We start from the raw sequence: 14,867 nt of genomic DNA, 5'->3' as shown, positions 1-14,867 counted from the left end.
TTACGCCTTGCGGGTAAAGAACAGCGTCACCGTGGCGACGGTGACGCCAAATTTCTTCATCTCGGTTTTATTAAACAGGTGTGTGCCATCCTGCAGGTACATCCAGTCGTCGAAGTGCAGCAGCCAGGTGCTGCCGTTGGCCTTCACGTTCATGCTGTACCGCCAGTTGAAGGCATTGCCCGCCGCCTGCCCCGTCGCCACGCCGTCAATATCGCCCGCCGTGCCCTCATAACGATCGGTCGCCACGCGGCGGATATGCCATACCCGCTGCTGTTTTTCGCCATCGTCGTAGACAAAATGTTCATTCAGCGTCAGCGTGTCGCCAATCACGTCCCCGGCAATCTCCACGTGGAAGCGGCGGAGCTGCTTCCCGCTGCGATCCTGCACCATCCCCCACGCTTCCGTTTTGCCCTGGAAATAGTGGAATATATCAAGCCGCGGCTGCTGCTGGCGGTACTCCGTCACGTCCGTGCTGCAGCCTGCCAGCAACATCGTCACACCCAGCGCCATGATCAAAAAACGTTTCATTGTTGTCCTCCGATTAACTGCTGACGCAGCTCAGGGTATTGCGTGCGGGGATCAAGCCAGATCCCCAGAAAACGGGTGCTGAACGCTTGCGACTGAGACGGCCCCAGAGGTCTGAAAGTGCCCGATGCGGCAGGCGCGCGGTACCAGAACTGTCCCTGCTTATCGTTAAGCACGAACGCCAGCTGCGCCCCCGGCCCGACATCCGGCCACAGCGAGGCAAGCATTCGCAGCCAGGCTTCGCTCTGCGGTTCCTGCTGCAAAACCCCCTGTGCTCGCCACTGGTCGCGGGTTGCCTCGACCAGGTCTTCACTGTCGATGTCACGCGCGTAGGTGATAATGAGCGCCTGATCCTGCATCTTGCCGGTGTAGCGCCCTTCAGGGGTGCGCAACTGGGAGGTATAAACGGTGAAAGGCCCCCAGGTCAGCGTGGCATCCCCCACCTTACGCCAGCCAAGCCAGTCGGCTGCCAGGGCGAAAGGCGTCAGGGTGATGAGCCAGAGGAACAGGAGTGCGGCTCTCATTGTTGCCTCCCTGTCAGCAAGTGGTAAAACAGCATCAGCACCAGCCAGCCCGGCACCATCCAGCTGACGACGATAAAGGTTGGCTCCAGAAAGGCGATGGCACCGAGCCGCTCCCCGATAAGATACGCCACCGGACCGCCCACGGAAGCCAGCAGCATCAGCATCCAGCCGGGTAACGTTGTGGTGCGGGTGAGCTGCGTCCAGACGGTGGCAAACATCAGCCACAGCGCCACCATCCACACGGGCATCAGCGATTCACCGGTGAAGGCGATCAGCCCCGTCAGCGCCCAGAGTGAATCCAGCAGAGTGCCCGCGAGTGCCAGCAGAATGGCATAAACGCGGTGTGCAGGCGGCAACATCAGGCAGGCGAAGATCGCCAGCACGCACCAGATAATCAGGCCACGCTCGCGAAACAGCACCACCAGCGTCCAGTAGAGATCGAACGCGATAGCCAAAGCGAAAACCTGCACGTAACGTTTCATACGCGCTCGGCGGTCAGTTGCACCACGCTGATGGTGCGGGCGTTAAACCCGGCTTCGCAGTAGCCAAAGTAATAGAGCCACATCCGGCGAAACCGCTCATCAAATCCCAGTTTTTCAATCTCCTGCCAGGCATGGAGAAAGCGCTGACGCCAGTGCGCCAGCGTGCGCGCGTAGTCCGGCCCCATATCAAACAGGTTGCGCACCACAAAATCGGTATGGCGCGTCATCAGCGCGTTCATCGCCGTTATGCTCGGCAAAAAGCCGCCGGGGAAGATATACCGCTGAATAAAATCCACGCTTTTGCTGTAATCGCGATACCGCTGATCCTGAATGGTGATGGCCTGAATCGCCATGCGCCCACCCGGACGCAGACGCGCCTGACAGGTGCGGAAGAACGTTGGCAGATAGCGTTGCCCGACGGCTTCAATCATCTCAATCGACACCAGCTTGTCATACTCGCCGGTTAAATCGCGATAGTCGCAGAGCAACACCTCAACGCGGTCCTGCAGACCGGCCCGGGCAATCCGCTCTGTCGCCCAGCGATACTGCTCCTGCGACAGCGTGGTAGTGGTCACCCGGCAGCCGTAGTGACGGGCTGCGTATTCCGCCATCGCCCCCCAGCCGGTGCCAATCTCCAGCAGATGATCGCTTGGGTTCAGCGCCAGCTGTTCGCACAGACGCGCCATTTTCGCCCGCTGCGCGTCGCCAAGATCCTGCTCCTCCCCGCTAAACAGCGCGCTGGAATAGAGCAACTCCTTGTCCAGAAAATGGGCATAAAACGCGTTACCCAGATCGTAATGCGCCGCAATGTTTTCCCGCGCCTGCGCCCGGGAGTTGCGCCGCGTCCAGTGGCGAAGCCGCTCCAGCGGTCTGCCAAGCAGGCGGAACCCGTTTTCGAGCCGCCCCAGTACCTGGCTGTTTAGCGCAAGCAGTTGCAGAAGCGACGTGAGCTGCGTGGTTTCCCATTCGCCATCCATCCAGGCTTCCGCCGCGGCCAGGCTGCCCCCGGTCAGGACGCGCCAGTAGACGCCCGGGCTGAGGATATCAACGTCGGCATGCAGCGCGGCAGACAGCTCACCGAAATGAAAGGTCTGCGCCCCTTCACGCAGCGTGAGCGAGCCGCCACGAAGGCCGCTCAGCACGCGAAAGAGCAGCCAGCGCGCGACGCGAACGTTGCGCGGGATATCGGGTTCAAGCGCAAAGACAGGATCGGTCATGAGCGTTCACTCCTGCTGACAGGATGGTTATACAGAGGCATGCGCTTAAGCCACAGCCGCAGCGCCTGCCAGTAAATCGCGAAAACGGTTTTGAGCGTCATCAGCGGAATACGCAGCAGCAGCCCACGCAGTGCCGGACGGGTCAGCGGCGCGCGGCGAAGCGCCAGCGTGGCATCAAATACCTTTGACGCCTGATGATTTTCAATGTGCATATGCAGCGTGTTATCCGGGTTGTTGAAGCGCCAGTGGTAAACCATGTCCATGGGGTTAAACGGAGAAACGTGAAAGGCTTTCTCCGTGGGCTGGGCGTGCTGACCATTGACGGCGTAATAATGTCGTTCGTTCCAGGGCGTATTGCGCACTTCGGCCAGCACCCAGCGCAGCGTCTCTGCCGGGTCATAGCAGTAGTAAAAATTGACGGGATTAAAATGAAAGCCGAAGTAGCGCAGCTGCGTCAGGAGCATCACCCGCCCCTCAGGACGTTCGCCGGTCAGGCTTTCCAGCCGATTCAGCACGTTCTCTTTAAGCGGCGAACCCAGCGGATAATCCGCATCATGGAACGATGCGGCGGCAAACCGGTTGCGCCGCACGCCAACGGTGGGCAACTTATCCAGCTCGTCGAGATCGAGCCAGGCCATAAAGACGCCGTAGCTGAACTCATGCGTTTTCGGCTGGAGACGGCGGTGGCGTAATACGCCGTGATAGAGGCAACTGTTCATCGGTTTCCCTCCCCGGCTGTTATCGCATTAACGACGTCCAGCGCGCTGCGCACGCCATCTTCATGAAAGCCGTTGTACCAGTACGCGCCGCAGAACCAGCTCCGCTGGTGACCGTTGATTTCGCTGCGGCGCGCCTGTGCCCGCCAGCTTTGCGGGTTAAACAGTGGATGTTCATACACAAAGCGCCGCAGCACGAAGCGTTCGTCCACTGGCGTTTCCGGGTTTAAGGTGACGCAGAACAGCGGGCTACCGGCGGGCAGCCCCTGCAAGATATTCATGTTGTACGTTACGCAGGCGCTGGCCTGATCCTGGTCGCTCAGGCGGTAGTTCCAGCTGGCCCAGGCGCGCTGACGCACCGGCAGCCAGCGCGGATCGCTGTGCAGTACCACCTCATTACGCTGCCAGCCAATATCGCCCAGCACCTCCTGCTCAGCGGCGGAAGGTGCGTCGAGGATGGCCAGCGCCTGGGCTGAGTGACAGGCAAAAATCACCTGATCAAAACGGTGGCTCGATTCTTCAAGATCGAGGGTGACCCCCTGTGCATCACGGCTTACCCGCTGCACCGGCGCGTTGAGGTGCAGCGTGAGCCGGTCACCCAGCTGTTCCAGAATAGCGCGGATATACTCCCGCGAGCCGCCGGGTACCACGTACCATTGCGGGCGCTGAGTGATATCCAGCAGACCATGATTCTCAAAGAAGCGTAAAAAGAGCGGCAGCGGAAAACGTTTAATCTCCTGTAGCGACGACGACCAGATGGCCGCCCCCATCGGGAGAATATAATGACGTGCAAAGAACGGCGTAAAGCGATGCTGTTCCAGGAACGTTTGCAGCGTCGCGCCGGGCTCCACGACCTCTTTCAGCGCCTGCTTCGCCAGGCGATTAAAACGGACAATCTCCCCAAGCAGACGCCAGAACGCCGGGTTCACCAGGTTACGACGTTGTGCAAAGAGCGTCGTCAGGGTGTGGCCGTTGTACTCCAACCCACTTTGCGGATTGTGTACCGAGAAGCTCATCTGCGTTTTTTGCCCGCTAATGCCCAGCTCGCTAAGCAGCCCCATAAAGCGCGGATAGGTGCGGTCGTTGTAGACGATAAAACCGGTGTCGATGGCGTAGGTACCCTGTGGCGTCGGCACGTCAACCGTGGCGGTATGGCCGCCGGGGGTGGCACCGGCTTCAAACAGGGTGACCTCATGATGGCCGGCAAGGCGCCAGGCGCAGGTCAGCCCGGCGATGCCGCTGCCGATAATGGCGATCTTCATGAGCGCACCATCCTGCGCAGCAGTGCGCGCTGTAAGAACGCTGGCAGCCCGGAAAGCAGCCGCAGCGTCAGACCAAATCCCGCCGGAAACGCGATGTGGTTTTTCCCTTTTTCCAGGCCACGGCGAATGGCTTTTACCGCCTCTTCAACGCTCACCCTGCCCGGCATGGCGAAATCATTTTTGCGGGTCAACGGGGTGTCGACAAAACCGGGCGATACCACGGTGACCGCAATCCCTTTTGGCTCCCAGTCAAGACGCAGGCTCTGCGCAAACCAGGCGAGCGCGGCTTTGGATGCGCCGTACGCTTCAGCGCGTGGAAACGTCAGCCAGTGAGCCATAGAGCTCACCAGCACCACGCGGTTACCGGCCACAAGCTGTGGCTGCAGCGCGGCGAGGCAATTGACAGGCCCCTGAAAGTTAGTGGTCATCACCCGCTCTACCAGCGCGGCGTCCACCACGCCATGTTCCAGATATTCGCAGGTTCCGGCACAGAGGATTGTCAGGTCGGCCGCGCAGCCCGTCAGCGCCTGGCGACAGGCGTCCCTGTCTGTCATATCGAACAGGCGTACCGTAATGTTTGAACTGTGCTGATGCAGGGCTTCCAGACGCGCCGGATCCCGCCCGCAGGCGATGACATGGTGACCGTCACGGGCAAAAGATTGTGCCAGCCCCGCCCCAATGCCTGAACTGGCGCCGGTGATCAGGACCGTCATCATGATTTCACCCTCCGCTTCACGCCGCGAACCGCCCAGCCAAGCAAAGGCAGATGTTCGTAGATCATCTCTCCGGCATCGTAGTAGTCCCGCTGGCGAATAATCCGATCCTTTTCCACGTCCACCACGGAGCAGCCAGGCAGTTCCAGAGGCTCGCCACCGGCAATGCGCGGGTGCGACCAGTGCATGACCCAGGTGACAACAAAGCGATGCTCGCCGATCAAAGGGGAATCAAGCGTGAAACGACAGTGTTCGACATTCGCCAGCAGATGGGTGAAATAGCGCTGCAGGGCGAACAGGCCGTTATGTTCACCAAACGGATCGATAAGCGTGGCATCGGGATGGTAAAGCCCCGCCAGCGCCGAGGGCGGCTGGGAATCCAGCGCGGTGTAGTAATCAACAAACCGACTGATGACGTCAGGCAAAAGGTTCATGGGTCACATCCTGGCGGTAAACAACGTAGCGTAAGCGCATAATTAAAACTTACACAATTCGAGTTATTTGTCCAAGTTTGTGCAGAAATATATTTTTATTATTTTAATTATCAGTTGGTTGGGTAAGTTACTTTCGTGCTTGAAGTTGAGGCGCAATAAGGTCTGACCGCCATCGGGCTACTTTTTCAGGTTAACCCTAAGGTAAATTCCCCCGTTCTCTTCCAGGCTTATTCTTTTTATTCATAAGGATGACATGCGATGAGACGTTTCTTTCTCTCCCTTTTCTCCAGCCCGGAATCGTTACTTCAGGTGATGAGTCAGCAGGAAATCATTGAAGCCGTTGAGGATGGCGACCGGATTATCATCGACCAGGATGGTAATGCCTCGGTGAACTACAAAAGCAACGAGGTACGCCAGGATTTTCTGCGCCACGTCAATGCGTTAAAGAGGGCGTAATATGGGAACGGCGATATTTATGGTGCTGATGGTCTGCGGGTACTGGTACACCAGCCGCGACCTCTCTACCCGCTTCAAAATCAAGCGTTCCTTCGGCTGGGATGTCTATTTTCTGGTTGCCCTTTACGGCTCGATCTTCGTTCTGCAAGGCGTGATCGCCACCGGGCTGCTCTGGCTGCTGCTGCTCGCCCTCTCCGCGGCTGACAACACCTTCCACTTTACGTCAGAGCGTTATGCCGACTGGCAGATGGACTTTATGAACTGGAGTTTCCTGGGTATCCAGGCACCCGTAGTGGTGATGCTGGCTTTCGCCATCCTGTTTTGTCTTTATCGCTCAAACTGGGCGGGCAGCGCCCGACTGGACGGTGAAGGCAGGAAAAAGCTCTATAAGCGCCTGGCACAGGCGAGCGGGATTGAACAACTGCTTTATCAGTGCATGGAGCAAGGCGAGCTGGCGCAGGTGACGCTACGGTCGGGGCGTATCTATGTCGGCATGATCCATACGGCGACGCTGGAATATGAGAAAACGGCCAATATCGTGCTTATTCCCATGCTGAGTGGCTATCGCGATCGCCAGACGATGAATTTTCGCATCGAAAATAACTACAGCAAATGGTATGACGGGCATGACATCACCCTCGACTCTGAGCCCAGAAGTGCGATGGATTTCAGAAAGGTGATTATGCTCAACCAGATTGAGAGCCTTGCGCTGTTCGACCCGGCAAGCGCCAGCGTGCTCGACATGGCTCAGCAGGAAAAAGCCGCGCAATGAGCTTCTCATCCATTCAGTAAGACGTGTAAACTACCTTTAGTAGTTAACTGATTTGAGGAAAAGATGGTTGTTAAGCGCTTAAGAAAAGAAGAACGCCGCGCACAGCTGCTGGAAGTCGCGCGCGGAATTGTGCGCCAGCAAGGCACTGAGGCCCTTACGCTGGGTTTCCTGGCCGAGCGCGCCAACGTCACCAAACCCATTCCTTACGATCATTTTGGCGATCGTGAAGGGCTGCTGATGGCACTCTACCAGGACTTCAGCGACAGGCAGCTCAAGAAATTTCGCGAGACGTTGAACAGAGACAATAAAACGCTGGCACAGACGATCCGTTTTTTCAGCGCCGCGTATATCGACTGCGCGATCTCTGCGGGCCCCGAAACGGGCCCCATTGCGGCGGCTCTGTCCGGCTCGCGGGCGCTGCAGATTTTCCGCGAGGCCTGCGTGAACGACTGCGCAGACTGCCTGCGGATGGCGCTTGCCCCTTTTATTGTGCTGCAAGGGGTAACAGGTGAAGCGGCCCTGACGGCCATTATTGGGGCCGCGGATGCGCTCAGTACGGCTGCCGGAAATGGGATCCTCGCGCGTAACGTTGCCGAAGAGATGCTCAGCGGCGCGATGACCGGCGTCCTCAATACCTATCTGGACAGCACAAAATGAGTGCCCTGCCAGATTGACAGTTAAGTTACCAATAGTAACATAGAGGCATCTTCACTCATCCTGTTGAGGTCTCTATGTCTGCATCAAACGTCATCAATACTGCCCTGATCGTGACGGCTCACCCGGTCGAAAATTCGTTATCCCAATCCCTCGCGCAGCGAATTGCCGGGAAGTTACAGGAACAGGGTACGCAGGTTGAAATAGCCGATCTGCATGCCGAAGGTTTTTCCCCGACCATGATTCGACCCGACCTTGACCTCTACCACGGCGATGCCCGCGCGCTGCCGGACGAGGTGCTGCGCGAGCAGCAGCGTGTCGAGCGCGCGGATATGCTGGTATTTGTCTTCCCGATATACTGGTGGTCCGTTCCCGCCCTTCTGAAAGGCTGGTTTGATCGGGTGCTGACCGTGAACTGGGCCTATAAAGTGGCTGAAGATGGTCGCATCGTGGGTAATTTACGTGATGTGCCCGTGCGCCTGGTCGCAACGGCGGGCAGCGATCTGGCCGGGTTCGATAAGCACGGTTATTCCGGTGCCATTCAGACCCAGATTGTTGAAGGGGTGTTTGGCTTCTGTGGCCTTAAAAACGTGACGCTCGATATCCTCTATCAGGCCGATTCAGCCACTCCTCAGCAGGTGGACGATTTCCTGCAAAGCCTCACTAAGATCTGAATCGTACGGCGCAGCCATTCCCGAGGTTTGGCTGCGCACTCAAAGCCGTAATTAGCGCGGTATCAGCGCTTCAAGTCCCCTTCGCAACTGACTGACCACCTCTTTGGTATCCATACCCATTTGCGCATGTATGATGGCACCGTCTATCAGCATTAAAATTTGCGTGTTAATAGCCTCATCGGCAATACCGGTGAGGGTGGCAATTTTTTCCCGGGTTTCAGATTTATGGTTGCGGCAAATGGCTTTTATTTCACTTTCATTGTCTTCTGATTTTGCTTCTGCGCTGGCATTAATAAACGCACAGCCATGAAACAACGGGGAAATAAACCACCCGTTAAGCGTTGCTGCTAATGCGTCTGATGCAGCCCGCCCCTCTTCGAGATATTGTCGAAGCGTGGTTTCAAACCAGGTAATCCACAGCTCGTGCCGATATTGCAGATAGGCAAGAATAAGCAAACTCTTACTCGGGAAATGGCGATAAAACGTCACTTTAGTCACTTTTGCCTGTTTGATAAGCGTATCAACGCCCGTTGCTCTGAACCCGGTGGAATAAAAGAGTTCGTGCGCGGTGAGCAATATTTTATCCCTGACGCTGACTTTTTGATCGTTATTCGTAGTGAGAGTATTCACGCTTATCTGGCCTCAAACAGTGTGTTGACAGACGGTATTTACAGGCATAGATTAACGCAAGTAGACAGACCTGTCTACATACTATCAACCCGAGGTAGCCGAGATGAACACACGCCCCCCTTTACCGCCGTTTACCCGTGAAAGCGCCATTGAAAAAGTCAGGCTGGCAGAAGATGGCTGGAACAGCCGCGACCCGGCAAAAATCGCACTGGCCTATTCGCTGGACACGCAGTGGCGTAACCGTGCGGAGTTCGCCACGAACCGCGCGGAGGCGCAGGCGTTCCTTGAGCGGAAATGGAAGAAAGAGCTGGATTATCGCCTGATAAAAGAGCTTTGGGCATTTACTGACAACCGCATCGCCGTGCGCTATGCCTATGAATGGCATGATGATTCAGGGAACTGGTTCCGCTCTTACGGCAATGAAAACTGGGAATTCGAGCCGGACGGCCTCATGAAGCGGCGTTTTGCCTGCATCAACGATATGCCCATCAAGGAATCTGAACGGTTGTTTCACTGGCCGCTGGGCAGACGCCCGGACGATCACCCATCACTGAGCGATCTGGGGTTATAGGATCCTTCATCTCTCCGGGCTTGTGCAATAACTCCGGGCAAAGAGTGATACACTCAGGCTCACAGCACTGAAAAATACATGATTAAAAGAGTGACCAAATTATATAATGGTCACTCGTTGTCAACTGATGCCCGTCGCGCTAAGCTGAAACAATGACGAAAAATATGAACACCCCATCCACGCGTGGTCCCCTTGACCACTCTGTCCGCGAGCAAATCGTCGAAGCGGCTTTTGAGCACTTCGGCCATTACGGCTATGAAAAAACCACCGTGGCAGAACTGGCTAAATCCATCGGTTTTTCAAAAGCCTATATCTATAAATTTTTCGATTCCAAACAGGCAATTGGCGAGGTTATCTGCGCTAACCGCCTGGCGCTGATCATGACGGCAGTGGAAACAGCCATCGCCGACGCGCCGTCGGCCAGTGAAAAAATGCGCCGCCTTTTCCGGGCGTTAACCGAGGCTGGCAGCGAACTCTTTTTCCACGATCGTAAACTTTATGATATCGCCGCCGTTGCCGCGCGGGATAAGTGGCCGTCTACCGAGCGGTATACCGAGAGCCTGATGAAGCTGATTGAGAGCATCATTGTTGAAGGCCGACAAAGCGGGGAGTTCGAAAGAAAAACGCCACTGGATGAGGTGACCTATGCCATATACATGGTGATGTGCCCTTTCATCAACCCCGTGCAGTTGCAATATAACCTCGAAACCGCCCCGACCGCAGCACTCCTCCTCCCTTCCCTGATTTTACGAAGCCTGGCCCCCTGATTTGTGACCATTGACTTTATTGGTCACTAGTCTGAGAATGCGGAAACCGTCCTTTGATACGATAAGGTTTCCCCATGCTCAGGCTTCATTCAGCCCGTTTTGCCGTTTGTCTCCTCCCTTTCGCCCTGGTGGCATGCGGTGATAACCCCGCCACCGACGATCCGCGCACCCAGCCACCGCTTGTCAGATCCGCCTCCGTTGAACCGGCGAACGATGCGTCCCGCGCGTTTACGGGTGTGGTCGTTGCCAGAACGCAAAGCGATCTCGGTTTCCGGGTTCAGGGCAAAATCCTTGAACGCCTTGTTGATACGGGGCAGACCGTTAAGCAGGGCCAGCCTTTAATGCGTCTGGATCCGGTTGACCTGAAGTTACAGGCACAAGCACAGCAGCAGGCGGTGGATGCCGCCCAGGCCAGGGCGAGAAAAGCCACCAGCGATGAGGCGCGCTATCGCGGCCTGGTGGCAACAGGTGCTGTCTCTGCCTCGGAGTATGACCAGATAAAAGCGGCGGCGGATGCCGCCAGAGCTGAACTCAGTGCCGCACGCGCTCAGGCCACCGTCGCGCAAAATGCGACCGGCTATGCCGTGCTGCTGGCCGATTCCGACGGCGTGGTCATGGAGACGCTTGCAGAACCCGGCCAGGTGGTCAGTGCGGGTCAGGCGGTGATCAGACTGGCCCGCTCAGGGCAACGCGAGGCGCTCGTCCAGTTGCCAGAGACATTGCGCCCTGCCGTCGGTAGTAAAGCGCTGGCAACGCGCTATGGCAGCGAGGCACAGCCTGTTACCGCGACACTGCGCCTGCTCTCTGATGCAGCCGATACCACCACCCGCACTTATGAAGCACGCTATGTGCTGGAAGGCTCGCTGGCTAACGCGCCGCTGGGTGCGACCGTCACCCTGTATATCGAACAAAATGCTGAACGTCAGGTAATGCAGGTTCCGCTGGCATCTCTGTACGATGCAGGCAAAGGGCCCGGCGTGTGGCGGATCTCCGCGCAGCCCGCAAAAGTGATGTGGCAGCCCGTCAACGTGCTGAGCGTGAGCGACGATGCCGCGCAGGTGACGGGCGGCGTCAAACCGGGCGAGAAAATTGTGGCGTTGGGCGCCCATCTTCTGCATGACGGTGAAGCTGTCCGTCTGGCTGAACAACGCGGTACGGCTCTGGCGGGGAGTCAGCCATGAGCGACGGACGCTTCAACCTCTCAGCGCTTGCCGTGCGCGAGCGTGCCATCACGCTGTTTCTGATTATTCTGGTGACGCTTGCCGGTATTTACGCCTTCTTTGGACTGGGACGGGCTGAAGATCCGCCCTTCACGGTAAAGCAAATGACGGTGATTACCGTCTGGCCCGGCGCAACCGCACAGGAAATGCAGGATCAGGTTGCTGAACCGCTGGAAAAACGGCTGCAGGAACTCAGGTGGTATGACCGTACCGAAACCTATACCCGCCCGGGCATGGCGTTTATCACCCTCTCCTTACAGGACATGACGCCCCCCTCCGAGGTGCAGGAAGAGTTCTATCAGGCGCGCAAAAAGCTTGGCGATGAGAGCAAAAATCTCCCGGCGGGCGTGATGGGCCCGATGATCAATGACGAGTTTGCGGATGTCACCTTTGCCCTCTTTGCGTTGAAGGCAAAGGGTGAACCGCAGCGTCTGCTGGTGCGTGATGCTGAAAGCCTGCGCCAGCAACTCCTGCATGTGCCTGGCGTCAAAAAAGTGAACATCATCGGCGAACAGGCCGAGCGGATTTATATCGCCCTCTCTCATGACCGTCTGGCAACGATGGGGCTGGCACCGCAGGATATTTTCAACGCGCTGAACAGTCAGAACGTTCTCACGCCAGCAGGCTCCATAGAAACACAGGGTGCGCAGATCTTTATTCGCCTTGATGGTGCTTTTGATACGTTGCAGAAGATCCGCGATACGCCGCTGGTCGCTCAGGGTAAAACGCTCAGGCTGTCTGATGTGGCAACGGTTGAACGCGGTTATGAAGATCCTCCGACTCTGCAGATCCGTAACCAGCGTGAACCGGCGCTGCTGTTAGGTATTGTGATGCGGGAGGGCTGGAACGGTCTGGCGCTGGGGAAAGCGCTGGATGCCGAAACGGCTAAGATCAACGAGAACCTGCCGCTGGGAATGACCCTGACCAAAGTCACCGATCAGTCCGTGAATATCCGCTCGTCGGTGGATGAATTTATGATCAAATTCTTCGTCGCCCTGCTTGTGGTGATGGTGGTGTGCTTTGTCAGCATGGGCTGGCGCGTGGGCGTGGTAGTCGCGGCGGCGGTTCCCCTGACGCTGGCAGTCGTCTTCGTGGTGATGGAGGCGGCGGGGATAAACTTTGACCGCGTAACGCTGGGCTCGCTAATCCTTGCTCTGGGTTTACTGGTTGATGATGCCATTATCGCCATTGAAATGATGGTGGTGAAAATGGAGGAAGGCTACGACCGAATCAAAGCCTCCGCTTACGCCTGGAGCCATACCGCCGCGCCTATGCTGGCCGGTACCCTCGTGACGGCGATTGGCTTTATGCCAAACGGGTTCGCCCAGTCGACCGCCGGGGAATACACCAGCAATATGTTCTGGATTGTCGGCATCGCCCTGATTGCCTCCTGGCTGGTTGCGGTGGTGTTCACGCCCTATCTTGGCGTAAAGATCCTGCCAGATATCGCCAAAGTCGAAGGGGGCCATGCCGCCATCTATAACACCCCGCGCTATAACCGCTTTCGCCAGCTGCTGGCCCGGGTGATTGCCAGAAAGTGGATCGTGGCCGGTTCCGTGGTCTTCATTTTTACCCTGGCCGTAGTGGGTATGGGACTGGTAAAAAAACAGTTTTTCCCTACGTCCGACCGTCCGGAAGTGCTGGTGGAAGTGCAGATGCCTTATGGCACCTCAATTGAGCAGACCAGCGCCGCAACGGCGAAAATCGAAGCGTGGTTAAAACAGCAGCCGGAGGCCAGCATCGTGACCGCCTACGTCGGGCAGGGTTCACCACGTTTTTACCTGGCCATGGCACCTGAATTACCCGATCCCTCTTTTGCGAAAATCGTGGTGATGACGGACAGCCAGACGTCACGCGAGGCGCTCAAGTTCCGGCTCCGGGAAGCGGTCGCCGGTGGACTTGCGCCGGAAGCGCGCGTGCGTGTCACACAACTGGTGTTTGGCCCCTACTCCCCCTTCCCGGTTGCCTGGCGTGTGATGGGGCCCGATGTCGATACGCTTCGCGACATCGCCGATAAGGTTAAAGGCGTTCTGCAGGCCAGCCCGATGATGAGAACCGTCAACACCGACTGGGGTTCACGGGTGCCCACACTCCATTTCACCCTCGATCAGAACCGTCTGCAGGCCACCGGCTTGACCTCAAATAGCGTGGCTCAGCAGCTCCAGTTCCTGTTATCGGGTGTACCGATTACCGCCGTGCGTGAAGACATTCGCGCTGTACAAGTAACAGGACGCGCTGCGGGTGATATTCGTCTTGATCCGGCGAAGATCGACGGGTTTACCCTGGTTGGCAGTGCGGGACAGCGGGTGCCGCTGTCGCAAATCGGTCAGATTGAGGTCAAAATGGAAGACCCGCTCCTGCGTCGTCGCGACCGCACGCCCACCATTACCGTGCGCGGAGATATCGCCGACAATCTTCAGCCACCGGATGTGTCGGTGGCGATCATAAAACAGCTAAAACCGATCATTGATACGCTCCCGCCCGGATACCGCATTGAGATGGCAGGCTCAATTGAGGAATCAGGTAAAGCCACACAGGCCATGGTGCCGTTGTTCCCGATAATGATTGCCCTGACGTTACTGATCATCATTGTGCAGGTGCGATCTCTCTCCGCGATGGTGATGGTCTTTCTGACTGCCCCGCTGGGCCTTGTCGGCGTGGTTCCCACGCTGCTGCTGTTCAATCAACCTTTTGGTATCAATGCACTTGTCGGGTTGATTGCGCTTTCAGGCATTCTTATGCGAAATACGTTGATCCTTATCGGACAGATTACGCATAACCAGAAGGAAGGTCTCGCCCCGTTCGATGCGGTGGTCGAAGCAACCGTCCAGCGGGCACGGCCGGTGTTACTGACAGCCCTGGCCGCCGTGCTGGCATTCATACCACTGACCCATTCCGTATTCTGGGGGACGCTGGCTTATACGCTGATTGGCGGGACGCTGGGCGGAACGATCATCACCCTTGTCTTCCTGCCGGCGATGTATGCGATCTGGTTCAGGATCCGTCCTGCGAGGAGCGATTCAAATTAACGGGGAGAATGCGTTAAGTTTATTACATCCGGGAGTGCATTTTTAATTACCGACAGCTATTTTGCACCGACTCAATGTTTATTCATCCCACCTTTCGCCGCCTCACTGAGGCGGCCCAAAGTTAAATATCGCTCCCTAGGTCAAATAATAAAAAAATACCAAAACTGGCAGTTGATTCTTATTTGTATGACTTTTAAGATTTGTCTGCAAGGCATTGATTA

General features: G+C 56.9%; 17 protein-coding genes. 8 read left to right on the top strand and 9 right to left on the bottom strand.

The genetic code is table 11. From position 1 onward, the window contains the following. From AX755_RS22765 to AX755_RS22730, 8 genes are read right to left on the bottom strand one after another with little or no spacing between them, the layout of a single operon-like run. Window positions 1-528, bottom strand: coding sequence for a DUF3833 domain-containing protein (locus AX755_RS22765; protein ID WP_058678958.1), 528 nt, complete (start codon window positions 526-528; stop codon window positions 1-3). Further along, window positions 525-1,049, bottom strand: a complete 525-nt coding sequence (locus AX755_RS22760) for a hypothetical protein (RefSeq protein WP_062857510.1) — start codon at window positions 1,047-1,049, stop codon at window positions 525-527. Before AX755_RS22760 ends, AX755_RS22765 begins: the two co-directional genes overlap by 4 nt. Beyond that, window positions 1,046-1,531 carry a DUF2878 domain-containing protein gene (locus AX755_RS22755; protein WP_062857509.1) on the bottom strand — a complete coding sequence of 162 codons (486 nt, stop codon included), beginning with the start codon at window positions 1,529-1,531 and terminating at the stop codon, window positions 1,046-1,048. The genes AX755_RS22760 and AX755_RS22755 overlap by 4 nt, the downstream gene beginning before the upstream one ends. Further along, complete coding sequence (locus AX755_RS22750) at window positions 1,528-2,748, bottom strand: SAM-dependent methyltransferase (protein ID WP_062857508.1); 1,221 nt, start codon at window positions 2,746-2,748, stop codon at window positions 1,528-1,530. Before AX755_RS22750 ends, AX755_RS22755 begins: the two co-directional genes overlap by 4 nt. Next, entirely contained in the window at window positions 2,745-3,467 is a 723-nt protein-coding gene (locus AX755_RS22745; RefSeq protein ID WP_062857507.1) for a DUF1365 domain-containing protein, read from the bottom strand. The genes AX755_RS22750 and AX755_RS22745 overlap by 4 nt, the downstream gene beginning before the upstream one ends. Continuing rightward, a complete protein-coding gene (locus tag AX755_RS22740) occupies window positions 3,464-4,726 on the bottom strand; it encodes an NAD(P)/FAD-dependent oxidoreductase (protein WP_062857506.1) in 1,263 nt (420 codons plus the stop codon). Before AX755_RS22740 ends, AX755_RS22745 begins: the two co-directional genes overlap by 4 nt. After that, complete coding sequence (locus tag AX755_RS22735; RefSeq protein ID WP_062857505.1) at window positions 4,723-5,442, bottom strand: SDR family NAD(P)-dependent oxidoreductase; 720 nt, start codon at window positions 5,440-5,442, stop codon at window positions 4,723-4,725. The genes AX755_RS22740 and AX755_RS22735 overlap by 4 nt, the downstream gene beginning before the upstream one ends. Then, complete coding sequence (locus tag AX755_RS22730; RefSeq protein ID WP_013096721.1) at window positions 5,439-5,873, bottom strand: nuclear transport factor 2 family protein; 435 nt, start codon at window positions 5,871-5,873, stop codon at window positions 5,439-5,441. The genes AX755_RS22735 and AX755_RS22730 overlap by 4 nt, the downstream gene beginning before the upstream one ends. Before the next feature lie 258 nt (window positions 5,874-6,131). Here AX755_RS22730 and AX755_RS22725 point away from each other — a divergent pair, with 258 nt between their 5' ends. From AX755_RS22725 to AX755_RS22710, 4 genes are all read left to right on the top strand, one after another. Beyond that, window positions 6,132-6,329: a hypothetical protein gene (locus tag AX755_RS22725; RefSeq protein ID WP_013096722.1), complete on the top strand. Its 198-nt coding sequence runs from the start codon at window positions 6,132-6,134 to the stop codon at window positions 6,327-6,329. Between the two features lies 1 nt (window position 6,330). After that, window positions 6,331-7,101, top strand: a complete 771-nt coding sequence (locus AX755_RS22720) for a hypothetical protein (RefSeq protein ID WP_029883111.1) — start codon at window positions 6,331-6,333, stop codon at window positions 7,099-7,101. Window positions 7,102-7,164: 63 nt separating this feature from the next. Continuing rightward, window positions 7,165-7,758 (top strand): TetR/AcrR family transcriptional regulator, encoded by a 594-nt coding sequence (locus AX755_RS22715; RefSeq protein WP_062857504.1) that lies wholly within the window; start codon window positions 7,165-7,167, stop codon window positions 7,756-7,758. Window positions 7,759-7,832: 74 nt separating this feature from the next. Beyond that, entirely contained in the window at window positions 7,833-8,429 is a 597-nt protein-coding gene (locus AX755_RS22710; RefSeq protein ID WP_020688138.1) for an NAD(P)H-dependent oxidoreductase, read from the top strand. A gap of 51 nt (window positions 8,430-8,480) precedes the next feature. Here AX755_RS22710 and AX755_RS22705 read toward each other — a convergent pair whose 3' ends face one another. Beyond that, a complete protein-coding gene (locus tag AX755_RS22705; protein ID WP_023620834.1) occupies window positions 8,481-9,059 on the bottom strand; it encodes a TetR/AcrR family transcriptional regulator in 579 nt (192 codons plus the stop codon). Window positions 9,060-9,162: 103 nt separating this feature from the next. Here AX755_RS22705 and AX755_RS22700 point away from each other — a divergent pair, with 103 nt between their 5' ends. From AX755_RS22700 to AX755_RS22685, 4 genes are all read left to right on the top strand, one after another. Beyond that, window positions 9,163-9,630, top strand: coding sequence for a nuclear transport factor 2 family protein (locus AX755_RS22700; protein ID WP_013096727.1), 468 nt, complete (start codon window positions 9,163-9,165; stop codon window positions 9,628-9,630). A 152-nt stretch (window positions 9,631-9,782) separates the two neighbouring features. Then, the gene (locus AX755_RS22695) at window positions 9,783-10,397 is read left to right on the top strand and encodes a TetR/AcrR family transcriptional regulator (protein ID WP_014831802.1); all 615 of its coding nucleotides are present in this window, start codon (window positions 9,783-9,785) and stop codon (window positions 10,395-10,397) included. Window positions 10,398-10,471: 74 nt separating this feature from the next. Next, window positions 10,472-11,578, top strand: a complete 1,107-nt coding sequence (locus AX755_RS22690) for an efflux RND transporter periplasmic adaptor subunit (protein ID WP_062857503.1) — start codon at window positions 10,472-10,474, stop codon at window positions 11,576-11,578. After that, window positions 11,575-14,646, top strand: a complete 3,072-nt coding sequence (locus AX755_RS22685; protein ID WP_062857502.1) for an efflux RND transporter permease subunit — start codon at window positions 11,575-11,577, stop codon at window positions 14,644-14,646. Before AX755_RS22690 ends, AX755_RS22685 begins: the two co-directional genes overlap by 4 nt. The last annotated feature ends 221 nt before the right edge of the window (window positions 14,647-14,867 follow it).

The organism is Enterobacter sp. SENG-6 (assembly GCF_001605945.1).
In the GTDB taxonomy this organism is placed as follows: Bacteria; Pseudomonadota; Gammaproteobacteria; order Enterobacterales; family Enterobacteriaceae; genus Enterobacter; species Enterobacter cloacae.
The sequence above is the reverse complement of the archived record's forward strand: the minus strand, read 5'-3'. Positions and strand labels throughout refer to the sequence as shown.

Excerpts from the sequence above, each read along its gene's own strand:
- AX755_RS22765 (WP_058678958.1), bottom strand. The coding sequence starts at position 528 with ATGAAACGTTTTTTGATCATGGCGCTGGGTGTGACGATGTTGCTGGCA.
- AX755_RS22760 (WP_062857510.1), bottom strand. The coding sequence starts at position 1,049 with ATGAGAGCCGCACTCCTGTTCCTCTGGCTCATCACCCTGACGCCTTTC.
- AX755_RS22755 (WP_062857509.1), bottom strand. The coding sequence starts at position 1,531 with ATGAAACGTTACGTGCAGGTTTTCGCTTTGGCTATCGCGTTCGATCTC.
- AX755_RS22750 (WP_062857508.1), bottom strand. The coding sequence starts at position 2,748 with ATGACCGATCCTGTCTTTGCGCTTGAACCCGATATCCCGCGCAACGTT.
- AX755_RS22745 (WP_062857507.1), bottom strand. The coding sequence starts at position 3,467 with ATGAACAGTTGCCTCTATCACGGCGTATTACGCCACCGCCGTCTCCAG.
- AX755_RS22740 (WP_062857506.1), bottom strand. The coding sequence starts at position 4,726 with ATGAAGATCGCCATTATCGGCAGCGGCATCGCCGGGCTGACCTGCGCC.
- AX755_RS22735 (WP_062857505.1), bottom strand. The coding sequence starts at position 5,442 with ATGATGACGGTCCTGATCACCGGCGCCAGTTCAGGCATTGGGGCGGGG.
- AX755_RS22730 (WP_013096721.1), bottom strand. The coding sequence starts at position 5,873 with ATGAACCTTTTGCCTGACGTCATCAGTCGGTTTGTTGATTACTACACC.
- AX755_RS22725 (WP_013096722.1), top strand. The coding sequence starts at position 6,132 with ATGAGACGTTTCTTTCTCTCCCTTTTCTCCAGCCCGGAATCGTTACTT.
- AX755_RS22720 (WP_029883111.1), top strand. The coding sequence starts at position 6,331 with ATGGGAACGGCGATATTTATGGTGCTGATGGTCTGCGGGTACTGGTAC.
- AX755_RS22715 (WP_062857504.1), top strand. The coding sequence starts at position 7,165 with ATGGTTGTTAAGCGCTTAAGAAAAGAAGAACGCCGCGCACAGCTGCTG.
- AX755_RS22710 (WP_020688138.1), top strand. The coding sequence starts at position 7,833 with ATGTCTGCATCAAACGTCATCAATACTGCCCTGATCGTGACGGCTCAC.
- AX755_RS22700 (WP_013096727.1), top strand. The coding sequence starts at position 9,163 with ATGAACACACGCCCCCCTTTACCGCCGTTTACCCGTGAAAGCGCCATT.
- AX755_RS22695 (WP_014831802.1), top strand. The coding sequence starts at position 9,783 with ATGACGAAAAATATGAACACCCCATCCACGCGTGGTCCCCTTGACCAC.
- AX755_RS22690 (WP_062857503.1), top strand. The coding sequence starts at position 10,472 with ATGCTCAGGCTTCATTCAGCCCGTTTTGCCGTTTGTCTCCTCCCTTTC.
- AX755_RS22685 (WP_062857502.1), top strand. The coding sequence starts at position 11,575 with ATGAGCGACGGACGCTTCAACCTCTCAGCGCTTGCCGTGCGCGAGCGT.